At 44.3% G+C, this 23,905-nt stretch carries 12 protein-coding genes and 2 pseudogenes; 8 read left to right on the top strand and 6 right to left on the bottom strand.

The window, feature by feature from the left end:
- Positions 1-11: 11 nt before the first annotated feature.
- From AACL30_RS14850 to AACL30_RS14825, 6 genes are all read left to right on the top strand, one after another.
- Entirely contained in the window at positions 12-422 is a 411-nt protein-coding gene (locus AACL30_RS14850) for a flagellar hook-basal body complex protein FliE (protein WP_339057150.1), read from the top strand.
- Between the two features lie 9 nt (positions 423-431).
- Positions 432-2,096 carry a flagellar basal-body MS-ring/collar protein FliF gene (gene fliF, locus AACL30_RS14845; protein ID WP_339057149.1) on the top strand — a complete coding sequence of 555 codons (1,665 nt, stop codon included), beginning with the start codon at positions 432-434 and terminating at the stop codon, positions 2,094-2,096.
- Entirely contained in the window at positions 2,056-3,111 is a 1,056-nt protein-coding gene (locus tag AACL30_RS14840; RefSeq protein ID WP_339057148.1) for a flagellar motor switch protein FliG, read from the top strand. Before fliF ends, AACL30_RS14840 begins: the two co-directional genes overlap by 41 nt.
- Positions 3,112-3,116: 5 nt before the next feature.
- Positions 3,117-3,962 (top strand): flagellar assembly protein FliH, encoded by an 846-nt coding sequence (fliH, locus tag AACL30_RS14835; protein ID WP_339057147.1) that lies wholly within the window; start codon positions 3,117-3,119, stop codon positions 3,960-3,962.
- A complete protein-coding gene (fliI, locus tag AACL30_RS14830) occupies positions 3,955-5,466 on the top strand; it encodes a flagellar protein export ATPase FliI (protein WP_339057146.1) in 1,512 nt (503 codons plus the stop codon). Before fliH ends, fliI begins: the two co-directional genes overlap by 8 nt.
- 329 nt (positions 5,467-5,795) lie before the next feature.
- Complete coding sequence (locus AACL30_RS14825; RefSeq protein WP_339057145.1) at positions 5,796-6,221, top strand: flagellar export protein FliJ; 426 nt, start codon at positions 5,796-5,798, stop codon at positions 6,219-6,221.
- Positions 6,222-6,665: 444 nt separating this feature from the next.
- Here the strand turns inward: AACL30_RS14825 and AACL30_RS14820 are convergent, their stop codons facing one another.
- On the bottom strand, positions 6,666-7,091 hold the full coding sequence (locus AACL30_RS14820; RefSeq protein ID WP_339057144.1) for a flagellar protein FlgN: 426 nt from the start codon (positions 7,089-7,091) through the stop codon (positions 6,666-6,668).
- The gene (locus tag AACL30_RS14815; RefSeq protein ID WP_339057143.1) at positions 7,088-7,420 is read right to left on the bottom strand and encodes a hypothetical protein; all 333 of its coding nucleotides are present in this window, start codon (positions 7,418-7,420) and stop codon (positions 7,088-7,090) included. The genes AACL30_RS14820 and AACL30_RS14815 overlap by 4 nt, the downstream gene beginning before the upstream one ends.
- Before the next feature lie 169 nt (positions 7,421-7,589).
- Here AACL30_RS14815 and AACL30_RS14810 point away from each other — a divergent pair, with 169 nt between their 5' ends.
- Entirely contained in the window at positions 7,590-7,985 is a 396-nt protein-coding gene (locus AACL30_RS14810; RefSeq protein WP_339057142.1) for an inverse autotransporter beta domain-containing protein, read from the top strand.
- Positions 7,986-8,006: 21 nt separating this feature from the next.
- Here the strand turns inward: AACL30_RS14810 and AACL30_RS16615 are convergent.
- From AACL30_RS16615 to AACL30_RS14795, 4 genes and pseudogenes are all read right to left on the bottom strand, one after another.
- Positions 8,007-8,142, bottom strand: a pseudogene (locus AACL30_RS16615) (IS91 family transposase); the annotation flags it as partial.
- 8 nt (positions 8,143-8,150) lie between these two features.
- The gene (locus tag AACL30_RS14805; RefSeq protein WP_339057141.1) at positions 8,151-8,345 is read right to left on the bottom strand and encodes a hypothetical protein; all 195 of its coding nucleotides are present in this window, start codon (positions 8,343-8,345) and stop codon (positions 8,151-8,153) included.
- A complete protein-coding gene (locus tag AACL30_RS14800) occupies positions 8,329-8,523 on the bottom strand; it encodes a hypothetical protein (RefSeq protein ID WP_339057140.1) in 195 nt (64 codons plus the stop codon). The genes AACL30_RS14805 and AACL30_RS14800 overlap by 17 nt, the downstream gene beginning before the upstream one ends.
- A gap of 14 nt (positions 8,524-8,537) precedes the next feature.
- Positions 8,538-8,684, bottom strand: a pseudogene (locus tag AACL30_RS14795) (recombinase family protein); the annotation flags it as partial.
- A gap of 426 nt (positions 8,685-9,110) precedes the next feature.
- On the opposite strand from AACL30_RS14795, the gene AACL30_RS14790 reads away from it, so the two are divergent.
- Positions 9,111-23,795 carry a C80 family cysteine peptidase gene (locus AACL30_RS14790; protein WP_339057139.1) on the top strand — a complete coding sequence of 4,895 codons (14,685 nt, stop codon included), beginning with the start codon at positions 9,111-9,113 and terminating at the stop codon, positions 23,793-23,795.
- Positions 23,796-23,905: the final 110 nt, after the last annotated feature.

Here is a 23,905-nt window from a genome sequence, read left to right as displayed (position 1 = left end):
AAGGAAAAAAAATGGATATAACGGATGAATGCAACCACCTTGAGCCTATTAAGGGACATTTGGGGCAAGCCTTCATGTTGCAAGAAATGCGTCAACTGGCAGCAATAGCGCATTACACGCCCTATATCGAATCAGCTAAACCCTATGCCAATGACGGATTAACAATGGATAAGGATAGAAAAGACAGAAAGGACAGAATTCATGGTTCTTTCTTGTCTGTTCTGGAAGAGGCCGTTGATAGCGTAGATGCTTTGCAACACGTGGCCAGTCAAAAACAAGAGGCAATAGACATGGGGCTTAGTGACGATTTAACAGGCACCATGATCGCGAATGAAAAAGCCAGTATTGCTTTTTCGGCTACTCACAAAGTGTCAGAAAAGCTCCTGACTGCAATAACTGAAACCATGAACACGTCGCTTTAAGGTAAAACGGTGTTAGATAAACTCAAACAAAAATTGCCACCCATTCGGTTAGGCAAAAATAAAAATGTGGTCTTAATGGGGATCGCAGCGGCCATGATCAGTGGCGCGATCATTTTTAGTCTTTGGCGTAGTTCGCAAAGCTACACCGTATTATTTGGTTCACAGGAACAAATTCCAACGACCCAAGTGGTGGAGGTCTTAGGCAGCGAATCGATTCCATATCGGGTCAACCCGGATAACGGCCAAATTTTAGTCGCAGAAAATCAGTTAGGCAGGGCGCGCATGGCATTGGCCGCAAAAGGTATCACCGCGGCTTTACCGGTTGGCTATGAGCTAATGGATAAAGAAACGATGCTAGGCAGTAGCCAATTTATGCAGAACGTCCGCTATAAACGCAGCCTAGAAGGTGAGTTGGCTCAGAGTGTCATGGCGCTAGATGCGGTTGAATACGCTCGGGTGCATTTGGGGATGAGCGAAGCCAGTTCTTTCGTCATTACCACAAAACCCGACAGCAGTGCTTCTGTTATCTTACGTTTAAAACCCCGCCATCAACTGACTCCTGAACAAGTGGGTGCCATTATTCAATTGGTTTCCGGTAGTGTTCCGGGGATGAAAGCATCACAGGTTCGGGTTATCAATCAAAATGGTGAATTGCTTTCTGAAGGTTATCAGAACAGTAATAATGGCTTGTCAACGCTCAAATCAGGGCCAGAATTGGCTCGTAAGCTGCAACTGGCAGTGGAAAAAAACGTGGCTAACCTACTCAATCCTATTGTTGGCGCCAATAACTACCGTATCAGTGTGACTACGCAATTGGACCTCAGTAATATCGAGGAGACACTAGAGCGTTACGGCGCGGATCCGCGAACCCTAGATGAAAATGTCAATCAGGAAAGCAGTAGCGATGAACGTGCTATGGGCATCCCCGGTACATTAAGTAATCAGCCGGCGGCAAAAAATAATGCCCAATCACCCTCCACGATGCTCAATCGTAGCCAATCCCAGCGTAAATTTGCCTATGATCGCGATATTCGTCATGTGCGTCATCCCAGTTATAAGCTGGAAAAAATGACGGTGGCCATTGTATTGAATAAAGCTGCCTCCGCGCTGGAGCAATGGACAACCCCACAACTCGATGAACTAAAACGCTTAGCGATCGATGCGGCCGGGATTAATTTTGATCGTGGAGATTCGCTGACGATGAATCTGATCACCTTTACACCACAAACTGAATACGAAGAAACACCTTTACCCTGGTGGCAAGAGCCAGCGGCTTTACGATGGGCGCAAATGGGCGGAATAGGTTTAATCGCATTCTTTTTCTTGTGGTTTGGGGTTCGCCCTTTAATACAACGTGTGACACGTGAAGAGCAAACATCGTCGACATCGGTTGCATCACCTGATCAACCACAAAATCTGACGCCCGAAACAACAGCAGCCATGGGTGATGCTGCTCCGAAAATCAATGATGAAAAAGTATTAGCCGACGTGCTACCAAAATCTTCATTCCAAGAAGAAGACGATTTGCCCTCACCGGCTTCGGGTCTTGAAACCAAAATTAGCCATATGCAGATGCTGGCTTATTCTGAAACCGACCGTGTAGCCGAAGTTATTAAACAATGGATTAATAGTAATGAACGAACCCGAGCAGAACCCGATACTAGAGAAAGTTAATCAACCCGAAACACCGGTGGGGAAAGAAATCCGAACACGTTTAGATCAGGCCGGTATCTTACTGTTAAGCATGGGGGAAGACGCCGCCGCTGCCGTAATGAAAAAATTGAGTCGTGAAGAAGTCCTTTGTATCAGTGAAACTATGTCACGGCTGCAAGGCGTAAAATTGATCCAGGCGCGTGAAGCATTGAATGATTTTTTTCGTGCTTACCGTGAACAAAGTGGTATTAACGGCGCTTCCCGCAGCTATTTACAAAGCATTTTAGAAAAAGCATTAGGGGGTGAAATTGCTAAGAGTGTGATTAATGGTATTTATGGCGATGAAATTCGTCATCGAATGGCGCGTCTACAATGGATCGACCCGGTACAACTCTCGGCGCTTATTGAGCAAGAACATTTGCAGTTACAAGCGGTCTTCCTTGCGTTTTTGCCGGCGGATGTTGCTGCTGAAGTGCTCTCTTATCTGGATAGAGATCGACAAGATAATGTTTTGTACCGTATCGCTAAATTAGATGATGTTAATCATGATGTGGTCAATGAGTTAGATCGTCTTATTGAGCGCGGTGTAACCTTGCTCTCTGAGCATGGATCTAAAGTTTTGGGAATAAAACAGGCAGCCAATATTGTTAATCGTATTCCGAGTAATCAACAGCAGCTTTTGGAACAGTTAGGGGAGCGTGACGAAAATGTGCTTAACGAATTGAAAGATGAAATGTATGAATTTTTTATTCTGAGCCGTCAATCAGCACCGACGTTGCAACGTATCGTTGATGATGTACCGATGAGTGATTGGGCCATCGCTTTAAAAGGAACCGAGTCGATATTACGTAAAGCCATTTTCGATGTGTTACCAAAACGCCAAATTCAACAGCTACAGAATATTACTGATCGTATGGGGCCGGTCACTGTCAGCCGAGTTGAACAAGTACGTAAAGAAATTATGGCGAGAGTGCGTGAATTGGCAGAAGGAGGGGAGATTGAAGTACAGCTCTTCGCCGAACAGACTGTGGAGTAATTAACATGCTGAATAAAAATAATAAAATAGGTATGGGAGAGGCTATACCCACAGCCGTTGAAGTTGCCGCTAGGCGGCCAGGGCGTGAGACCGATGAGCGTAGACAACGAGGTGATTCGGCGACCGCCCGCAGCCAACAAGGCGGCAGATTCAAAGGCGAAGGGTATAAATATCGGCTACATCAATTTCCCCCCTTGTGTCAAACCCCTCCGCCATTGTTAGAAGAGCAGCATAGCCTCGGCTTGACACCAGCAGAATACCAAAAACAGTTACAGCAAGGTTTTCAGCAAGGGGTTGAACAAGGTTTCACCAAGGGGATGCTCGATGGTAAAGAAGAAGGATACCAAGAAGGGGTCAATTTAGGTTACGACGAAGGCATGAAAAGAGGGCGTGCCGAAGGAAGAGCCTCGGGTAAAGCCCTTTTTAGCCAGGCAAGCAAACCTTTTTCTACGCTATCTACTGCGATGCAGGACTATTTGAATCAGTATGAAAGCCGTCGGCGAGACGAGTTAGTTAAATTGGTCGAGCGAGTGACTCGTCAGGTGATCCGCTGTGAACTGGCATTACAGCCAACACAGTTATTGACGCTAGTAGAAGAAGCTTTAGCCGGTTTACCTTCCATGCCGAAACAACTGACCGTTTATCTTAATGCTGAAGAATTGAGTCGTATCAATGATGTTGCACCAGAAAAGGTAGAGGCATGGGGGTTGCGCGCCGATCCTGCTATGCAAGCGGGGGAATGCCGTGTTGTAACGGAAAGCACTGAAATAGATGTCGGTTGTCAACACCGTTTGGATCAATGTGTTGATGCATTAAAAAGTCATTTACTAACGGATAGTACTCATGACTGATGTTATGGATCCGCTTGTTGATCACCCCATTGTAGATGTATACCGTTCGTCTTTGAAGTTGCCGCTAGGCGGCCAGGGCGTGAGACCGATGAGCGTAGACAACGACGTGATTCGGCGAGCACCCGCAGCCAACACAAAAGCGAACGGTATAGATAGCGTCGAGGGCACCTGTGACACTGTCTCTGATCATTCCATTTTAGATAATGCATTAAAATCTATTGAAAATATTAATCTTGTTCGTGTTTCAGGGCGTCTAGTTCGTGTTAACGGCATGTTACTTGAGTGTACTGGTTGCCCTCTGGCTATTGGCCAGCGCTGCCGGGTTGAAAATATTGACGACACTTTGATTGAAACACAGGTCGTGGGTTTTGATCGAGATGTGACCTATCTTATGCCGTTTAAACCGCCACATGGTCTTATTGCTGGAGCACGCGTGTTCCCGAAAATCGAAGAAAATAAACAACTTATTGGTGACAGTTGGCTAGGCCGGGTGGTGAATGGTTTAGGAGAGCCTATCGACGGAAAAGGAGACTTGGGCGGAGAAACCCCTTTGATGCAGCAGTTACCACAAATCCATCCGCTGATGCGTCGCGCCGTCTCCGAGCCCCTTGATGTGGGGATCAAAGCTATCAATGGCCTATTGACTATCGGTAAGGGGCAGCGAGTGGGTTTGATGGCGGGGAGTGGCGTGGGTAAAAGTGTGCTTTTGGGGATGATCACACGTTATACCCAGGCTGATGTGGTGGTGGTTGGGTTGATTGGTGAACGGGGAAGAGAAGTTAATGAATTTATTGAACATGCATTACAGGCGGCAGGGATGAAAAAATCGGTGGTGGTTGCTTCTCCTGCGGATGAATCCGCATTAATGCGGATCAAAGCGAGTGAAATCTGCCATTCGATTGCAACTTATTATCGCGATAAAGGTAAAGACGTCTTGTTATTGGTTGATTCTTTAACACGCTATGCGATGGCTCAACGTGAAATTTCTCTCTCACTCGGTGAACCGCCCGTGACTAAAGGTTACCCGCCTTCTGCGTTCGGGGTGATCCCCCGTTTGGTAGAAAGTGCGGGGAACAGTAACGGTAATGGTACTATGACAGCGATTTATACTGTTTTAGCCGAAGGAGATGATCAGCAAGATCCCATCGTTGATTGTGCCAGGGCAGTATTGGATGGGCATATTGTGTTGTCACGCCAATTGGCAGAAAGCGGGCATTATCCCGCGATTGATATGGGACAATCGATTAGCCGCTGCATGAGTCAAGTGACCAGTGTCGAACACCGCCGATCGGCACGGAGTTTAAAACGATTGTATGCTGATTATATTGAGCTTAAACCTTTGATTCCATTAGGAGGGTATGTCGCAGGAGTTGATCAGCACGCCGATAGAGCCGTCAAGCATTATCCAGCGATAGCGCGTTTTCTACATCAAGAAGTCGATCAATCAGCTTCCTTGGTGGCAACACTTGATCACCTTGCTGAGCTTTATCAAAGTTGGACGTAGAACATCTTCGAAATATCTTGTGTTCGCATAACTGCGTGGTGTGAATTCGGCGGTGCTCGGTGCTCGCAATCCTCATGTACTCATATGGCAGTGAAGGTTGCTGTACGCCGAGCGCATTGAATTCACACCCCTCGCTATGGTTTTGCAAGCAGTCTTTTGTCAAAAACGCGCTCAAAATGTTTATTTACGCTCTGCATTAAGTATAAAAGGGAACGGCGCTTTTTCGCGCATTTTTTCCTCAATTGAGCGTCGCTCAAGAAGATTTCGAATAAGCTCCTACAAAACCGCTATTCGTAGCACGAAGATAACCCTAATAGAGATAAACGCAGATGATTTCTATACTGGAAAAACTATTACAATTACGTCATCAAAAAGTAAATACATTAATTAGCCAATTAGCACAACAAAAAAAAATATGTCTAATTTATGAAAAAAATATTAATGACTTACTCGCTTTATCAAATGGAAAGCATTCTATTAATAGCCGCTGCTCTGCGCTTAAAATGGCCAACATGTCTAATTATAAAAAAAATATTCAGGGAATAATTAATTGGCAAGAGCAAGAAAAAAAATCCGAAGAGAATAAAATAAAAAAAATACAAACCAGTTTAAAACAGGAATCTTGTCAAGAAAAAATCGTACAAATAATATTAGAAAAACAACAGCAGAAAATATTGCTTGAGCAAATGCGTAAAGAAAGAAAAATTGCTGATGGTATTGCCAGCCAATCTTGGTCACGTAATCATACTAAGTAACGTTCATAAAATTAGAGATCAGTTACTTTTCAAACAGGGTGATTAAACAATAAAGGTATATTTTAACTAATATAGCAGAATAAAATTAGGATGATTCTGCTATACCATGCTTTACTGTTTGTTTGATCGTCTGCTTTACTGTCTGTTTGATAGTGATAATCATATTTTCTGGCATATTATCAATACATTTTTTAAGTGCAATTAATTCGATATTTATCGTTTGTGACACTAATATAAAAAGAGTGATAAAAATGATGAAGGTTATAAGTACGTTATTTTTATTAATCATATAATTTTTTTACGATGAGGATAAGATAAACTATAAACTGATGCGAAAAACAAATAGATAATTACATGATAAGCAATAAATCATTACAGGATTATAAATATTATTTAATAAGAGAAACCATCCAATCTTTATAGAGATAAAAAATCGTTGTGGCATTACCCTGCGTAAATAAATTCCTCTTGATAATTAAATGACGATGTCAAAATATCCTTTTGCATTGACAATAATTGCCCATTACGTTGATTTTGTTGTTGGCAATTTTTGACACGTTGTTCTAAATCTGCCCATAGTGCGGTGACATGCTCGCGGTACTGTTCTGGCAAACGATTAAACAGTGTTTGCAGTCCTTCTTTATTGGGAGCAACTTTTAGCTCTTTTAGGAGCGCGATGCGCTCCATTGTGGTTTGGGATAAGGCTTGATAAAGCTCAGTTAAATGATCATTCACTGCTAATAATTTTGCCGATTGATATCGAATAACATATTGGCGTTGTTTCAATAGCAATTTTTCTAGAGCAATATAATATTTTCGATCCGTCTGAATAGTTAAAAGCAGCTGTTTTAGACTTTGGGTTGCGTTCATTTTATACGGCCTTTATTGTAGAAATTCATCGTATCTTTAGCTGCCTGATCGGCAAAATTACGCCGCCGAATTTGTGCTTCAATGTTTAATAAATTAGCTTTTAATTTCTTTACCCGCTCTTGATCGACATAATCCATCCGACGCAATTCTTCACTATGCTTATCGATAATATTAAAGCTTCGACGCATGTCTTCACTATACTTATCGAGAATATTATAGTTTCCTGGAGTACCTTGATCAGGCTGACGAACCTTGGGTTCGGCGGTGTCTTTTTTAGTAGCATTTCTCGGTGGTTGATAATTCTCGGTACGGCGATTGATTTCAGTCATAAGATCCCTCTATTAATAAACCAAAAATTGGCAAGAATTCTTCTCATACCGACAAAGCGACACAAATCGCTCTGATCTTTAATTTGGGAAAAAATTTTTTTCCCAATGATATTAAGCTTTGTAGTGATGTGATGGATACCCCCTCGGGTGCCTAACAGTACAAGGAATAATGACCACCGGATCATTGTTGTCCAATACTGATAATCCTACTCATGCGGCAATCAATATGGCTCGCTCAGCGGTGGTATCTGAAGCTAACGCTAGCATTGGGCAGTGGCTAAATCAGTTTGGTACTGCTCGGGTACAACTTAATATCGATAACAATTTTCATCTGGACGGCAGCGCCCTAGATTTCATGCTCCCCCTGTACGACAACTCAAAATCGATATTATTTACCCAACTCAATGCCCGTAATAAAAGTGGCCAAAATACCTTTAATATCGGTGCAGGGGCACGTATTTTCCAAAATAATTGGATGTTTGGTGTTAATACGTTTTTTGATCATGATTTAACAGCTAACAACCGGAGGATTGAGTTAGGTGCCGAAGCGTGGGCTGAATGGTAAGATTACATCCAGCCTGACTTTTACCGCCAACGTCCCGTAGGCAAACAGTTTAATTAGGTTATCGACCACCGCCGGTCGTATTTTATCGGCATGAGCGCAATAATAATCCCACCACGCATGACCCAACCTGAAAAGGGTGACGGTGTTTACGGTTCATTTTTCAGCTCAAGTATCACGCGAGCCTAAATCAAACAGTCGGCACTCCGGGCAAAAATAGACCGCATTCATTAATGATTCTGCTGGATAAAGTGCCCAGAATATTCCCCAAAAAGTCTCCGTAATGAAAAGGTTATCTCCGCGAGTAAGGATCTGATGCACTTGCTGATAAGGCATGGACAAGGTTTTAGCAATTTCTTTCAAGGTGCGCTTCACCATTTTGGATATGGGGTGTTTGATGTGAGTGACAGATATTTTTAGGCATATACCCTTCGCCTTTCAAGTTACGGCGTCGTTGGCTGCGGGTGCTCGCCGAATCACGTAGTATGTCTACGCTCATCGGTCTCACCCCCTGGCTGCCTTGCCGTAACTCGAAATTCATTGGGTATAACACATCCCCTTTCGCCCATGCGTGCGTGCTGACTTTAATCCCGCCTGTGTACGCTCTCTGATGAGTTCACGTTCAAATTCAGTCAATGAAGTGAAAATACCAAAAATCAATCGGCTCTGTGTGGTGATGGTATCAATCGGAGCATTTAAGCTGACACCGACAAATAGAATGAAAGTATATTTAAATATAGAGTGATATGTACTTTTAATTTATTAAATTTATTAAATTTGTTTATGAATTTTATTTATTAAATTTCACATTTCATTTATTTGTGTTATTTTGGTGATAATTAATTGGTAATTTATTTATTTTTTAGTACCAATACATAAAATAAAATCATATTTAAACATAGAGTAATATCCACTTCATTTTTATGAATTTAAATGGTCATTAATAATAAAAATAATCTATTTCCTGTAACAGGGATTAGGGCGAATGCGCTTAATGACTACCTCTGTCAACAACTTAAAAAAACTGTGATTACTGTACGGTTTGTATAAGTCATATATAAAAATTATTAAATAAAAAATCATTTAAATCTCTTTTCTTAAGATTATTCAGACAATCAGGGAAATATTATGGAAATAAAATCCTTCTCATTGACATTCGATCAACTTGATTTTATCAAAAATCATCTAAACCTCCTCCCCCTGTACCAGGATATTTTAGCAGAAGTGACGGGTAATGATTTTCAATTAAGAGAAAAAATAACTCAACAAGGACTTGGTACTGGTTTAGCAATTCGCTATATGATAGAAGCTTGTACCGGAGGGCCTCAGTTGGTAAAAGACTATATTAATCATGTGACACGACTGATAAACGCTTATCAACAAACTCAACTAACCCCCCAACCGTTAGATAAAATAAATACCTTCTTTAATCAACAAAATGAAGAACAACTACGAAAGATAATTAAAGATTTAATCCTATTACAATTGAACGAGCAAGATCCCGTTTTTCGAGCTGCTCACCCCAATATAGAAAGCAAATTTGCTACCAGTGGTTTGCGTAGAAATCAATATCTTTCTCCCCAAAATGGCCAAATGATAAACGCTTCCATGCTGTTAGATTATCAATTGTTTCTGCAAAGGCTCAGCAACCTCAATGAAATCTCCCATATTCTTTTCGGATCAGAAAATAATAAAATGGTTATTCAGATATGCCAGCTAGATAACCAACCTTCGTTTTCACTCTTTGACCCACGTTCTGGCACCAGAACATTTGATAATGTTTCAGAATTGAAAAGTTATATACAGACTTTAATTTGCGCTAATAATGACGTTTACCCGTTTCCATCAAACTCAGAAACCTTTGTTTATTTAAATGAATTTACTGCCCTCGAGGAGCCCCAGGTTAAATCCCCTATTGGAGAAAATGAATACGAAAATGGCAGTAGCCAATGGTTTGAACATAATAAACAACACTATTTAATCGCGCATTTAAAAGAAACAGGTGAGATTTTTAATTTAAATGAAGATGTCACCTTTAAAATCATCAGGTATACCAATAAAGGTGATGAGTTTCATGGCATTAAAACCATTGATTCAGTCACTGTTGAAATTAATGTTAAAACGACGGGTAAAAAGCTGAAAGTCAAGGTTCCAGTGCAAAATTTCATCCGATTGGAAACAACATTAACATTTCATGTTGACGAAATGACGCATTGGGCTAATGCGCAAAAAACTCAGGAAAATAGCGTGTTTTTAGATCTACCCAAGGTCTACGGATGGGATATGTTATCTCCTGATTCCGTTGAAGCGAGTATTCACGGAGATACACGCTATCAGGGAGGGCAAGTCATTATTCAGCTGCAAGATGATTACGAGGCTATGTATAGCTCGGGTCTTTTAGCAGAGAAGAATCCGAATTCTTGGATAATTCAATTGGCTGATGATGGTAGTTTTCGCGTGGTTTATGCAAGTTCAGAACAATTGGGTCATCCACTACGATGGCAAATCCTAGGCCATGGCTTGGAGTATGTTGCTGTTGAAAAACAACAGATGGCAGGACGAACCGCACAGCAACTGGCTACAGATTTATCCCATTTTAATCAGAAATTTACTTTAGAAAAGGGATTTTCTATTGCCCCTGAACACATCAGTCTAGTCGGATGTGAATTGATGGCTCATGACAAACAAACCGGTTTTGCGCTGGATTTTGCCAACGTACTGGATATACGGGACTTTACTAAGGCATCAGCCAATAATCGTATTTTTCCTACGATTTCTGCTCGTACACAATACGTAAGGGTGAGTAGTATTAGCCATCCCGTCGGTAACGGCCGAAAATTAACCTCGTGGTTCAGTAACGGTTATGAGCAAAACAAAGACAAGCAGGTTAAGGTCATCTTACGCAGGGATGAGCAACAAGGAGGCTATATCGTACTCAATGACGTAGAACAAGAAGCCTGGTCAAACAGGCCAGCAGCCACTCATCAGTCCTCTGATCTTCAATCTCCTTCATTTTCTAATCATAGGTATGATGCATTTGCCCCCCGTTTCGGTACCTCGGGTTGGGGAGAAAGCGTTAACGGTTTGTCATTCCACTTTGATTGTGAAACTGATCTGACGGACAGGTTAGGTGACATGCTTTCTACTGATCAACAAAGCCGATTACTTACAGCGCTATCCGAACGGTTGTTCATGGAAATACGTACTGCCGGGTTACAGGGTGCTGTAGCGTACCTTTCCTGGTTAAAAGAACTGGCAGCAACTTATCAAAAAAATGATGTTCCGGATCACATAACCACCCCTAAAGAGGTATACCGGCGGTATCATTTAATCAACATGGTTAGCGATCTTTTGTCATTAAACCTGATGGATGAACATACCTTGGCTCAGGCTGGCTTGAAGACAATCACGCAGGATGTGACGATGGATCCTGCTTTCCCTGTAATGACCACCAAAGAAAGTTACGCCGCGTTTATGCGTGACCTTCGGCAAATCGATGATTCTACCTATATCGATTTCAATATATACGGAAACGAAGATTCTTATTCAACGATGGCTATCGTTGCTAAAAAGTTACAGGATAAACTCATCTGGTTACTCATCGATACCTACAGTGGCTGCAGGGCATTTGATAGCTACGAAAAATTAGAGCAGTTTATGGATAAAAGTTTTTTAGGTAGTGTATCAAGCATCTCCGTTATCCGACGTCTTAAAGAAGACGTAAAAACCTCTCTCGATCCCGTGCCAAATTTCCTTGCTGATCAATACGAAAGTGGCAGCAGTGTAAAAATCAGGTACAACGAAAAAGCCTATCTGGTAGAACAAATGAAAGTGCAAAACGAACCCTTGTACTTGCCTGACAATGCCAGTAGCAAAATAATAAACAGTGATCATGTTGTGAATGCTGAAGGCTTTAAGACCGTGACTTGGATTGAGGTTGAAGTGACAATCCCTCAAGATCAGGAAGCAAGCACAACTAAAGTGGTAACCGTTGTCGTTCCGGTTAGCAATATTGAACAGTTGGCATACGCGTTGCAGTTCAATTTTGTCGAGATTGCCCGGTTACCACCTGGCGCAAGATGGGTGATGAACGAGGTCAATACCTGGAATAGACCGACAATCACCCCTAATAGAAATGGCGGAACCACGCTTTATAGTGCTCAATATGTGATTCAACTTGAGAATGATAACGTCATTGCCTCATTAGCAGCACGATTGGCCGCTAAGCACCCTGCTGAAACAGAGCTGCATCAACTCGATAGGTATGGAAAATCACGTAAAATTTATGGTGATCTAACACCGGAGCAAATAGGAGGAGAAAAATTATGCATACAATTGATGGGACATAGTGTTCACGGCGAATATCAGTATTCTTTCTCAGAGCAGCCTCCCGAAAAATTGGCAGAAAATCTCGCCATTTTTATGCGCGAACAGCGGCAAAAACACCCTAATCTTCCTGAAATTGAACATATCAGCTTAATAGCCTGTGAAGCGGTGACGGCTGACAGGCAGAACGGTTTTCTTTGGCAATTCGCTAACGAGCTCATTAAACAGGGCGTAAAACATCAAACGATTGCTGCCTATTCACCCCCGACTGTGATTACACCTGATGGCATGAGCATCGATCCTGGCCGCAAAGTGACAATGGAATTATTAGAGCATTATCATCATGATACTAACGTTAAGGCCACGCTAAAATGGGATGATGTTAAAAAGAAACATCTCCTGCTAAATCCGTTAAAGATGCAGAAAAGAGAATTAGTTGACTATATAGATAGGTTATTCGCCGATCAACCTATCCCAACCATGGGGAGAAAAGGATTACGCCTTAACTTGTCTATTCCATTAGATACAGAAAATGAAGAACAAGGCGCTGTGATAGGACAAGGCTTAGTTGGAGAAGTCAGAGAAAGTCCGCTGGACAAAACTATCGTTATTAAAGCGGTAGTCACAACCTACCAACAAGCTAAACAGGAATCTGATTTATTTAATCGCTACTACGGTAGCGACGCTTCTGAAGTTATGAATCCACCAGCTCCAGGGGAACAGGGGGCAGAAGGTAACAAAAAATATTATATCAAGATGTTAAAAATACCGGGAAAAACATTAGCGCAATATGTTTATCAAGGTGCCACCGATAAATTACCTCAAAATAGTCGAGCGCTTTTCAGAAAAATGATAGGCGATTTGAATGAATTGCGGATAATTCATGGTGATCTGCATGCGAAAAACATCCTGTTTGATGAAAAAACACAAAGATTTTGGCCGATTGATTTCAGTAATAGTTATTCAAGATATTTTGGTGAAGAGGGAGAGGAAACCTCACCAGCACAGAAAGCACTGATGAATATGGATGATCAACACCGTTTTGATGCCATAATGCAACTGCTCCCATCAGAGGAAAGCGATGTGCCTGACCATATAGCAATGACAAAAGGATTAGCCTCTGATTTTCAGATCGGTACGGATTTGATTGACAAGCTCCCTCAGGATCCCTTTTTTACTCGTGCCCGACGAGCATTAGGTGTCGTCAAGAGCTTGATTGACGGTCAAACACTTCCCACCTTGGGTGAACAGGGGTCTTTTGAGTTCCGTGAAATTTTTGTGCAGCCTGATGGAACGCTCAATGAAAGACAATTGCAGCTGACGATAAGCTCTCCAGCCCAGCTTGACCAATTAAGAAAAGATTTGAAACAGGTGTTGCAGTTGGAAAGGGTTGATAACGACTTAACCTTAGGCCAAGCGGTTGCACAGGTGCAAAATTTTCCTGACATTGCCACGCTAGGGAATAAAGCAAGAATAGAAAACCGCTCCTTTGATTTCAATCAACAGGCCAATTTTATCGATGTTTTAGCAACAGTGATCCCTGATGATATAAAAAGTAGGCTGTCTTGGGCTTTTGCCAGAAGGGGCATCATGGAAAACCGTATTCGTGGGAACAGGGGTTCAAAAGAATATCTTACTTGGTTAAAGCAATTGCTCGATGACTACAGAGGAGAAAATAGCAATGAAATACATAAAGATTTTAGTGCTAAGAGAGCCTATCGTGACCATCATCGGACTCTCCTCATTCAGGATTTAATCTCATTACAAGATGACAATGGTACTTGGGGGCAAAAATTCACACGAATTGGGCTTAACGTTGCCACCAGCGATTTTACCCAGGATCCCATTGATGATGCTTTCAATATTATTAAAACATACGATTATGCAGAGTTCATGAGCAAGTTAGCCACAACACCGGTGGATGCAACTGAAGATAGTCATTTCCTTTTCCATGCAACAGACACCACAACTGCCAAAATTTATACAGCGATGACGATTTCGTTTGTAGAAATTGCAGGGATAACCTTTTGGTCATACTTCGATCCTACAACAGGCTATAGCTCATTTACTCACTATCAGGATTTAAAGCGGTTTATGGACAGCCGTTTTGCCACGGCTGATCAAACAAAACTGAAAATTCATTTTCAAAAATTTAACGAAGTCTATGCAACAAGCCACTCTATTCCCCCTGCGTTGCCTGCTCACTACACCAGTGGTAGCAGTCAACAAATTCAATTTAATGAGAAAATTTACGTAATAGAAGAAACTGAAAATAGAAAAATGCCCTTTGAAGTGGCAAAAAATGTGATGGCTACCCTCATTGCCCATGCTGAGCCGGTAGAAGATGAAGACGGTAACAGGATCATAAAAAGCGTCACGGTTAAAGTCGCAGTCACAGCGGCAGAGCCTGAAAAAGAAACCAAAGTTATCACTGTGGTGATCCCGCGGGGAAGTGTCGAAGAAATACACGCTGTATTAGCCTCCAATAGCCGTCAGATTGCCGATCTTCCCGATAATCATCTTTGGTTGATGAGCGAGGTCGACACCTGGAAGACGCCGAAAATTGTCAAGAATGAGGAGGCTAGGGCGACTAAGCGTAGCCACCAATACGTTATTCAGCTTGAAAACGATCGGTGCGTTGCTCAATCAGCAGCACGGTTAGCGGGGAAACATCCCAATGAAACAGAATTTTTTCAGCTTGATCAGCAAGGTAAATCTCGTAAAATTAGCGGAAAGTTCACTACACAGCAAACCCATGCGGAAAACCAATTGCGTGTGCAATTGGTAGGACATGGCGATCGTGGTGAATATCAACAGCATGTAGCGGAGCAAACGCCGGAAAAATTGGCCGAGAATTTTGCCATTTTCATGCGTGAACAGCGACAACTTCACCCCAATCTCCCTGAGCTGGCGCACATCAGTCTGGTGGCCTGTGAAACGGTGACGATCGATAAAACAGACGGGTTTCTTTGGCGATTTGCTGCCAAGCTGATTGCGCAGGGTATCGAACATAAGACGATTTCTGCCTACTCAGGAAAAATCACTGTTACTGAATCAGCAAACAACGTCGGTTCAGGTCGCAAAAGGACAGTAATATCATCCTCTACCGACGGCACCCTTGCCCTTAAACATCATCGTGACCCCCGTGTTAAAGCCACCCTAAAATGGGATAAAGCCCAGAAGAAACATATCCTACTCAATCCCGTCGATACGATAATCAGTGAGTGCGATGATTTGCTGAAAGACTTATCTTTAGGTCATCCTATCCCGCAAAGAGGTGAGAGAGGGCATGCTGAGCTTAGGAAAATTTTTTATCGGCCTGATGGCGAATTAGATGTCGAAACCCTCATACGCACTGCCGGTGATCAAGAACAGCGCCAGGCATGGAATGAAAAAATGCAGCGGGCACAGCAGCTAATTGAAATCCATCCCGAGACAGCGCAATTAAGCCTGTCAGAAGCCGTTGATCTCTTACAACAGGCTAGGGTCGCGCAGTATCTGTCTGAGTACCTTAGCGCTGCGTTGGCACAACAGTATGGGATGCGTCTTGACCCTGATGGGTCATTCTCGATCGAGGTGATACCGGTCATTCTAGCTAAAAGCGGCGAGCACGCGGCGCTATTGCAGCGTACACAACAGTCACTGGGCAATGTGCGCACTGAAGAACAACGTTTCCAGCAAACAGCAGATATTGAGGTTGATGGAATAACGTTGAAACCGAGTCTGTTAAATGACATGGGCGTGATGGTCGATGGCAAGCCGATTTTATCCGGCGATCTTCATAAGACGGGTTTGCTATGGTCAAGGCTACGTTTTGATGCAAAAAAACTGCTTCACTATCTGAAAGATCTCAATATTCACAGTGCCACGGGAAGCGCCGCCATCGCGCTATTAAAAAACGTCATAAACCGGTTTAAGCAGCGCCTCGGTCACGCGGGCAGTTACAACCTTCAGCCCTTGATTGCCGATACAGCAGAGAGTGCGGTGCGCACGCTGGCGTGGCGGGCGTTGGAAACGATTGAGCAACATGTCGCCAGCGAAGGCGATGCAAAATTAGCGCATTCATTGCATCACGCGCCATCAGCACCATTGAACAAGTGGCATCGTTTGCAGGCTGGGCTTGATCGCGCTTCTTTTTTAGGGCAAGGGGCAGGTTATATCCTGTCTCTGATTGGCATCAGTCGTCTCAATCGAGAAATACTGAACGTCAATTTGACAGAAGCGCAGCGGAAAGAACTGATCGCCGAGAGAGATTTTGCCGTGCTGTCATTGAGTTACAATCTGTCTACCGATGCGCTCCAATTTGGTATCGGTAAATGGCAAGCGTCCCTGATAAAACAGTCGGCTCGCGGGATGCGTACCGCAGGTACCAAGTTAATTGCCACCAAAGCCTTCGGCGGCTTACTCAGTATTATCGGTGCCGGTTTTGATATATACAGTTTTTACGATGCCATCAAGAAACTCGATACCACGACCGATCCGGAGCAGCAGCAAGATTTGCTGGTCAGCGCGGGGCTTTCCGCCGTAGGCGCCATGGTGGGTATTGGCACGACGCTCGCTTTTATCGCCGGGGTGGGCGCCGTCGCAGGGCCGGTTGGTGCCATTATTGGCCTCTGTTTACTGGTCGGGGGAACCATTTATTCTGCGGTGCGTGAGGTGCAAAGAATAGAAAAAGTTATCACGTTGAGTACCGATGAACGCATTGAAACCTTTTTTCGTGGGATTGTTGCTATGTATCCGACGCAAGCCATACAAGATAGGATGGCAGAAAAGGAGCAGCTCCCTGTGTTTCGCAGCGAATATGATCAATTTTTATTTTCAGCCGCGCATGACCATCTACGCAATAACACCGGTATTGATACTTATTATTACAGTCGAGGCAGTGTTGAAAAACAAGGTTATCCCTTTTTGAAATTACAGCTATTGACTGAAGTTTCGGAGGGAGAGGATAGAGAAGAGTTGGCTGACGGCATTCGTCGAGACGATTTATCGCAGTATAAAGATAAATATAGTGGGAGATTGCGTAGTGAGCGTCACTCGTTTTGGGTTTCAGAAACGGGGCTTTACTACTACACACCAGCCCACCAAGGGGTTGATGATGATTTTGACGCAGAGAAAAAGGCGGATATTTACGCGCATATCGATGCGCTCGCCAGCGAATGCTCTAAAAAAAATCTCGATAGACAGGTTCCTCGACAAAATGAAGTCAATGTTCGCGTGGCGAGCATGTTAGCGGAGAACGATTACCCTGATGTGGCGGTATTGGCCGATAAGACGGCAAGAGAAAAGGGGTATGCTGATGTGCAGGCTCAGGCCAATGCGCAGGTATACAGTGAAGCGCAAATTAAGCATAAAGCCAATGCCATCGCTCAACGTAGGGGGTATCGCGATGCTAGCGATGAAGCCCAAAACCTGCCTTGGGGATACACTGAAGCCCTTGAGCAATTGGAAAAAGAAGCCCTGTATCAGTTAAGAAAATCAGCACGGGATAAACTTAAGCAAGCGGCATTGGAGCAGCTGATTGCGCAGTTGGCGGAAGAGGCAGCGAGACAACAGGGTCATGCCGATCTCAGGACACAGGCCATCAGCGAGGGCAAGACTGAACAAGCACTCAAACAACAGGCTCTCGACACCTTTAGACAAGGCGCAGGACTGGTCAATATCAAGGCAGAAGCGGTCAGAAAGCTGACAGAAGCGTTGCGTGAAGCGGCTCGAATCAAAGCTTATACCGAACATTTTTTGGCGTTAGAAGCCACGTATTTCCCCGATCAGGCGGCGAGTTCTGTCAGAATGATCACGGCTCCGCCTTCAGAGAAGAGAGAAGCCCGCGTGCTATTTGATCTCGGCGACGGTAAAGATAGGGTGAGAGGGTATCAAGAAAAGAGCAATATTTTTAAAGGCGGAGCAGGCAAAAAAGAGTACATTGGCGGTCAATTAGCCGATATTTTTTATTTAGGTGATCCCAGCGCAGCAAACCCCAACCTGTTTGATGGCGGCTCCCCGACCTCCCCCCTGCCTGTTGGGGAAAACGCTGCTGTACTGTCTTCTCTTACCATGGCGCAAGTTGATAACCATGATACGTTGATTATCGATGATAAACCCTTCGCCTTTGAAGCTGCCGCGTTGTTGGCTGCGAGCCCTCGCCCGAATCACGTAGTAGACCTACGCTCATCGGGTCTCACGCCCTGGCCGCCTAGCGGCAACTTCAAGGGCTGTGGGTATAAACCTTTAGAGGCAGGCGGCGGGTATGTTGTCAATTTGAAAGAAGGTCAGGTTCGCCGTCGTGATCGTAACGGCGTGGTCGGCGAGGTGGTGGCTGAGATCAGAAATATTGAGCATGTGATAGGCAACGGCCACTCCAATGATTATTGGGTTGGCGATGCGCACAACAACACCTTGGCCTTAGCAAAAGGTGAGGCGTATGGCGGTGATGGCGTGGATTCTTACCGCATCTTGCAAAATTTATCACTCAGTAACTCGACCATTTTGCTAAAAGACAGTCAGGGACGGCAGGATAATATAGCTAGGCGGACAGGGCGTGAGGCCGATGAGCGCAGACAACGACGCGGCAGCTTAGAAGGCGAAGGGGATAAAACACAAGAACAAAGTCGTTTGGTACTAGAACATGATGCAGCGCAGATTAGCGCGATCAGCTTGGCGCCCCTTGCTGGATCACATTTTTATCAAATCATTATCGTGCTCACTAACGATAACGGTAGTGTCACCACCCTCTATCTACAAGATGCTTATCGGCTTTCTGTTGATGGTACACAACTTGAGTTAACCAATCCCTATGAGCTGATCACCCGCAACGGACTCCACCTTGGTATAAAAAGTTGGCCGCAAAAAATCAAACCGCAAAATGGACAATGGCGATTACCCAAACTCTCCGTCAATTATGTATCGCTATTGGATAAAAAAAATCAGGACGTTTTAACCGAGGCAAAGGTAAAACAAACAAGTATTAACTTACAACAGAATAATGGCCAGGGGGTCTCACAGGTTAACGTCAATGATAGGGTGATGTTACTGCCCTCGTTTTTGTCACTGTCGCTGGTAGATACGCCTCTTAACGACACAATAAAGGGCGATGACAGCGATAATATATTCTACAGTAAGCGCGGTAATGATTGCTTAACGGGGGAGAAAGGCATCGATAGCTATTATATCGATCATGATCCTCACCAAAGCAGGATCATTGAAATTAATAATTATGATCCTTTATTCAATAAAGACCCCGATCCTACTAAAAACGACGTTCAAAATAATTATCAACGAGACAGAGTGATACTGCTGGCTATTGCTATCGATCAACTGAACCGCCTCACGCGAGAAGGTGACGATTTGGTATTAAGTAGCCGTAAACCTGATCTAACCCTGGGTATTGTTCAACTCCGTATTAAACGCTTTTTTGTTAGTGCGCATTATCGTCATCTGGCGGTGCAGGATCGGGATGGGGAGACTTATCTGCTGGACATCGATGAAAGCGGAAACGCCTATCTCGGCCAGAAAAAGCGTGACATTGAGCGGCTCGCCACCTCAGGTCGTGACATTATCCGATTATCTCCGGCGATCACATTGCCCAATAATACGTTCTATGCGGGAGTCGGTGATGATCGCATCATTGATCAAAGTCGCGGTGATCGGGTGATATATGGCGGAGCGGGGGATGACATTATCCTTGTCAGTCATGCTAACACCGATACCGCTGGCCAATATGGCACTAAAACCTTTTATGGCGGCAAAGGAAACGACGCCCTCTTTGGCGGTCAGGGCGCAGATAAACTCGTTGGCGGTCAAGGCAAAGATACCCTGGCGGGTCATCAAGGAGATGATGAACTGGATGGGGGTGAAGACGATGATACCTATTTATACGCGCTGGGGGAGGGTCATGACCTGATCCGCGACAGCCAAGGCCTCAATATCCTTAAATTATTTGGGGGTATTACCCTCGAAAAAATCCGTATACGCCGCGTCGGACATGATTTGCAACTTATTTTTGCCACACTCGATAGCCAAGGGAATGATAATGAAAGTCAGCGCATTACGCTGAGAGATCACTTTACTGCTGCTGTTATTAACACCCTAGAGATAGCAGGAAAAAGTTACCGTATTGCTGATATCGTGGCGCGCGCGTCATTACCGCTTAAAAGCGCGGGAACATTTACCGGGGGCACAGGGGACGATGTGCTGGAAGGGAGCCTGAGCGACGATACGATACAGGGCAAAGCAGGACGCGATCATATTGATGGCGGCGGCGGAAACGACAGACTCTATGGGGATAGTGGCAATGATCGCCTCCGCGGTGGCGCAGGAGATGACCAACTTTTTGGCGGCACAGGTGATGACCAGCTTGAGGGGGACGTCGGAAACGATAAGCTCTATGGCGAAGCAGGAAACGATAGGCTGCGAGGGGGGGAAGGTGATGATCAGCTTAAGGGAGGCGCAGGAAATGATCATCTCTATGGCGGCGCGGGAAACGATATCTTGCAGGGTGATGCCGGTGATGATCAGCTTGATGGCGGTGCCGGAGATGATACCTATTGTTACCGCCGTGATGAAGGTAATGACATTATCCGAGATGCGAGGGGGACTAACACCTTAGTGTTGGGTGCGGGGATTTTTCTGGAAGACCTTGATTTGCAAAAAGACGGCCATCACCTAAAAATTATTATTTCCGCCAACTCAGTACAGGGTAAAAAAAACACCCTTACCGTGGCAGAGCACTTCAGTTCAGATTATCGGGTAATCAGTCAGATAAAGGTCAATGGAACCCTTTATACCCTTGATGAATTGATGGAAAAAATCGCTTTAATGGCAGAAGCCATCATAAATGAAGATGTCTTTTTTTCCGCTGACTACATAAGACATTGTATAAAAGCAAGGCATTCTCTGATTCCTATCGACCGAAAACAGAAGCCGATCATTGGCGGTAGAGGAAAGGATACCCTCTATGGCAGTAATGAAGACGATATTATCTTTGGCGGCGCGGGGGACAACCCGCTGTTTGGCGGTGGTGGCGATGATCGCCTCGAGGGAGGGAAGGATAACGATACGCTACACGGTGGCTTAGGCGCGGATAAACTCTATGGTAATGCAGGAAAAGACAGGCTTTTTGGGGCTGAAGGCAATGATGATCTTTATGGGGGTCAAGGCGATGATAAACTCTACGGCGGGGCAGGGCAGGATTGGCTCTATGGCGATGAGGGCAACGATTGGCTTTGTGGTGGTGAAGGCTATGACAGTCTCTACGGCGGTGCAGGAGATGATTGGCTTCATGGCGGCGGCGGAAACGATGGTTTAAGCGGCGGGACAGGAGACGATATATTACAGGGAGGGGAGGGAGACGATACCTACTGGTATAAGCGGGGTGACGGTAACGATATTATTTTCGACACCGGTGGCACAGACACCCTGGTTTTGCTCGATGATATTGCTGAAGCCGCTGTTCATTTACGCAGGGAAGGCCATAGTTTACGGGTCATTGTCACGGCTGAAAATGGTGAGAAACAGACGATGACATTAGTCGATCACTTTCGTGCTCATCGTCAAATCGAAAAAATAGAAATAGGGCGATCACAGAGGAAAAAGGTTTATACCCTCAGCACACTCCTTCAGGAGCATCTCTCATTCCGCGCTGGCACATCAGAGCTCGTCAGGCTCGATCTTATGCTAAACAGCGCTCAGGTTGACCCGGAACAAGGTATCGCTTATCAACAAGCACAGGGATCACTCAATATACGTCAGAGTGAAAAAGTTCAGCGTTTGACGTTGCTTGGCGGTATCACGCCCAACGCTATCACCTTACAACGAGAAGGAAATAATCTGCAAATCGTGGTGGCCGCTAAGGGGAATTACACGCGCACCGTTATTACCGTTGAAGATCACTTTGCCTCATCCGTCCATCAACTGAATAATATCAATATACAAGGGAGAAATTACACCCTTGCTCAGTTGCGGAGCATGTGCCCGTTACACATTAATGGCAGCACAGGGGATGATGAACTGCGTGGTGATGAAAAAGTGGATAAAATCTACGGTTATGCGGGCAACGATGAACTGCGTGGTGCGGCCGGAAATGATGAACTCTATGGGGGCTTCGGTGCTGATGACCTCTATGGGGGCGCCGATAACGATTACCTGAGCGGCGGTAAAGGAAACGATTATCTTGATGGTGATGAAGGAAACGATAATCTCTATGGCGACGAAGGGGTCGATTTCCTTCACGGCGGGGCAGGAGACGACTACCTTAACGGTGGCGAAGGCAATGATTATCTCAACGGTGGCGGCGGAAACGACATTTACGGATACCGTTGGGGTCAGGGTGATGATGTTATCCAAGACAGGGGTGGAGTAGACACATTAAGACTAGAGGGTTTACTGACTGTACAGCGGGTTAAATTACAAAGAAAAGGCGATGATCTGCTGGTCATTGTCACCTCTGAAGAGGGCAGTAATGAAAATACCCTTCAATTGTCCGATTACTTCACGGTAGGCGCTTATCAAATCGAAAAAATAGCGATCGGAGAAGGCGAAAATAAAAAGAGTTACCTCTTTAATCAACTGACGCAAAACAGATTGGCATTCCATTTGAATGGAGTGGAGCCTGGCTCAAGGGTAGCTTTAAGCGCATTGATTAAAAATAGTGAACCTACTCAGCGACGTGACGGTGTATATCACTATGAAAGGGATGAAGGCGCTTATCGGTTATCAAATAACCACGACATTGACACATTGGTATTACAACACATTAATCTGCGTGATATTCGCTTGCAAAGAAAGGGGGATGATCTCGGTATCGTGCTGGTTAATTATCGCACTGACATTGAAAATATCATTACGTTTGAAAAACACTTTGCGTCGTCTTCCCCTACATTGAAGCGCGTGAGGATACAAGACAACACGTATACCATAGAGCAACTGTGGCAAATCTCCCCACTGCGTATTTATGGTGATGATAAAAACAATAGGCTCAGTGGTGCGACCAAAGGGGATCGTATTGAGGGAGGCAAAGGAGATGATCATCTTGATGGTCGCGCAGGAAACGATAGCCTTGATGGGGGGGTAGGAAACGATCAGCTTAATGGTGGCGAGGGGTATGATACGTTGGAAGGCGGCGCGGGAAATGACACTTACCATTATGCGTTGGGTGACGGTAATGACATCATTAGAGAAATCAGCGGGGGAGGCATTGATACTCTGGAACTGGCTGAAAATATTAATCAAAGTCAGGTTTCTTTGCATAAAGAGGGGGGCAGTTTACATTTTTTGATTACTCATGGAGAAGATATTTGCAATGATATTAATGATATCAATCATGGCATCGAGCAATTAAAGGTAGGAGAAAAAACCTTTGATACCACTAAATTAATAGAAGCCATGTCCTCATTTCGCAGTCAGAAAGCAGCCTCTCGCCCCCCGACTCTAGAGCAGTTGATCGCTTACCCTGGTCATGGTCAGTTAGCTACGATAACCGCTAATGCTTAATCATTGGCGTATCAAAAATGAACGTTTTTTGCGACAAGTCGCTTGATTCATTTTTGAAAATGATGAAATTTTATAGAAAGGCGGTTTTACGGATTTTCGGGGCTATTTTC

This window comes from Candidatus Regiella endosymbiont of Tuberolachnus salignus (assembly GCF_964020115.1).
Taxonomy (GTDB): Bacteria; Pseudomonadota; Gammaproteobacteria; order Enterobacterales; family Enterobacteriaceae; genus Regiella; species Regiella insecticola.
The sequence above is the reverse complement of the archived record's forward strand: the minus strand, read 5'-3'. Positions and strand labels throughout refer to the sequence as shown.

Excerpts from the sequence above, each read along its gene's own strand:
- AACL30_RS14850 (WP_339057150.1), top strand. The coding sequence starts at position 12 with ATGGATATAACGGATGAATGCAACCACCTTGAGCCTATTAAGGGACAT.
- AACL30_RS14840 (WP_339057148.1), top strand. The coding sequence starts at position 2,056 with ATGAACGAACCCGAGCAGAACCCGATACTAGAGAAAGTTAATCAACCC.
- fliH (WP_339057147.1), top strand. The coding sequence starts at position 3,117 with ATGCTGAATAAAAATAATAAAATAGGTATGGGAGAGGCTATACCCACA.
- fliI (WP_339057146.1), top strand. The coding sequence starts at position 3,955 with ATGACTGATGTTATGGATCCGCTTGTTGATCACCCCATTGTAGATGTA.
- AACL30_RS14825 (WP_339057145.1), top strand. The coding sequence starts at position 5,796 with ATGATTTCTATACTGGAAAAACTATTACAATTACGTCATCAAAAAGTA.
- AACL30_RS14820 (WP_339057144.1), bottom strand. The coding sequence starts at position 7,091 with ATGAACGCAACCCAAAGTCTAAAACAGCTGCTTTTAACTATTCAGACG.
- AACL30_RS14815 (WP_339057143.1), bottom strand. The coding sequence starts at position 7,420 with ATGACTGAAATCAATCGCCGTACCGAGAATTATCAACCACCGAGAAAT.
- AACL30_RS14810 (WP_339057142.1), top strand. The coding sequence starts at position 7,590 with ATGACCACCGGATCATTGTTGTCCAATACTGATAATCCTACTCATGCG.
- AACL30_RS14800 (WP_339057140.1), bottom strand. The coding sequence starts at position 8,523 with ATGAATTTCGAGTTACGGCAAGGCAGCCAGGGGGTGAGACCGATGAGC.
- AACL30_RS14790 (WP_339057139.1), top strand. The coding sequence starts at position 9,111 with ATGGAAATAAAATCCTTCTCATTGACATTCGATCAACTTGATTTTATC.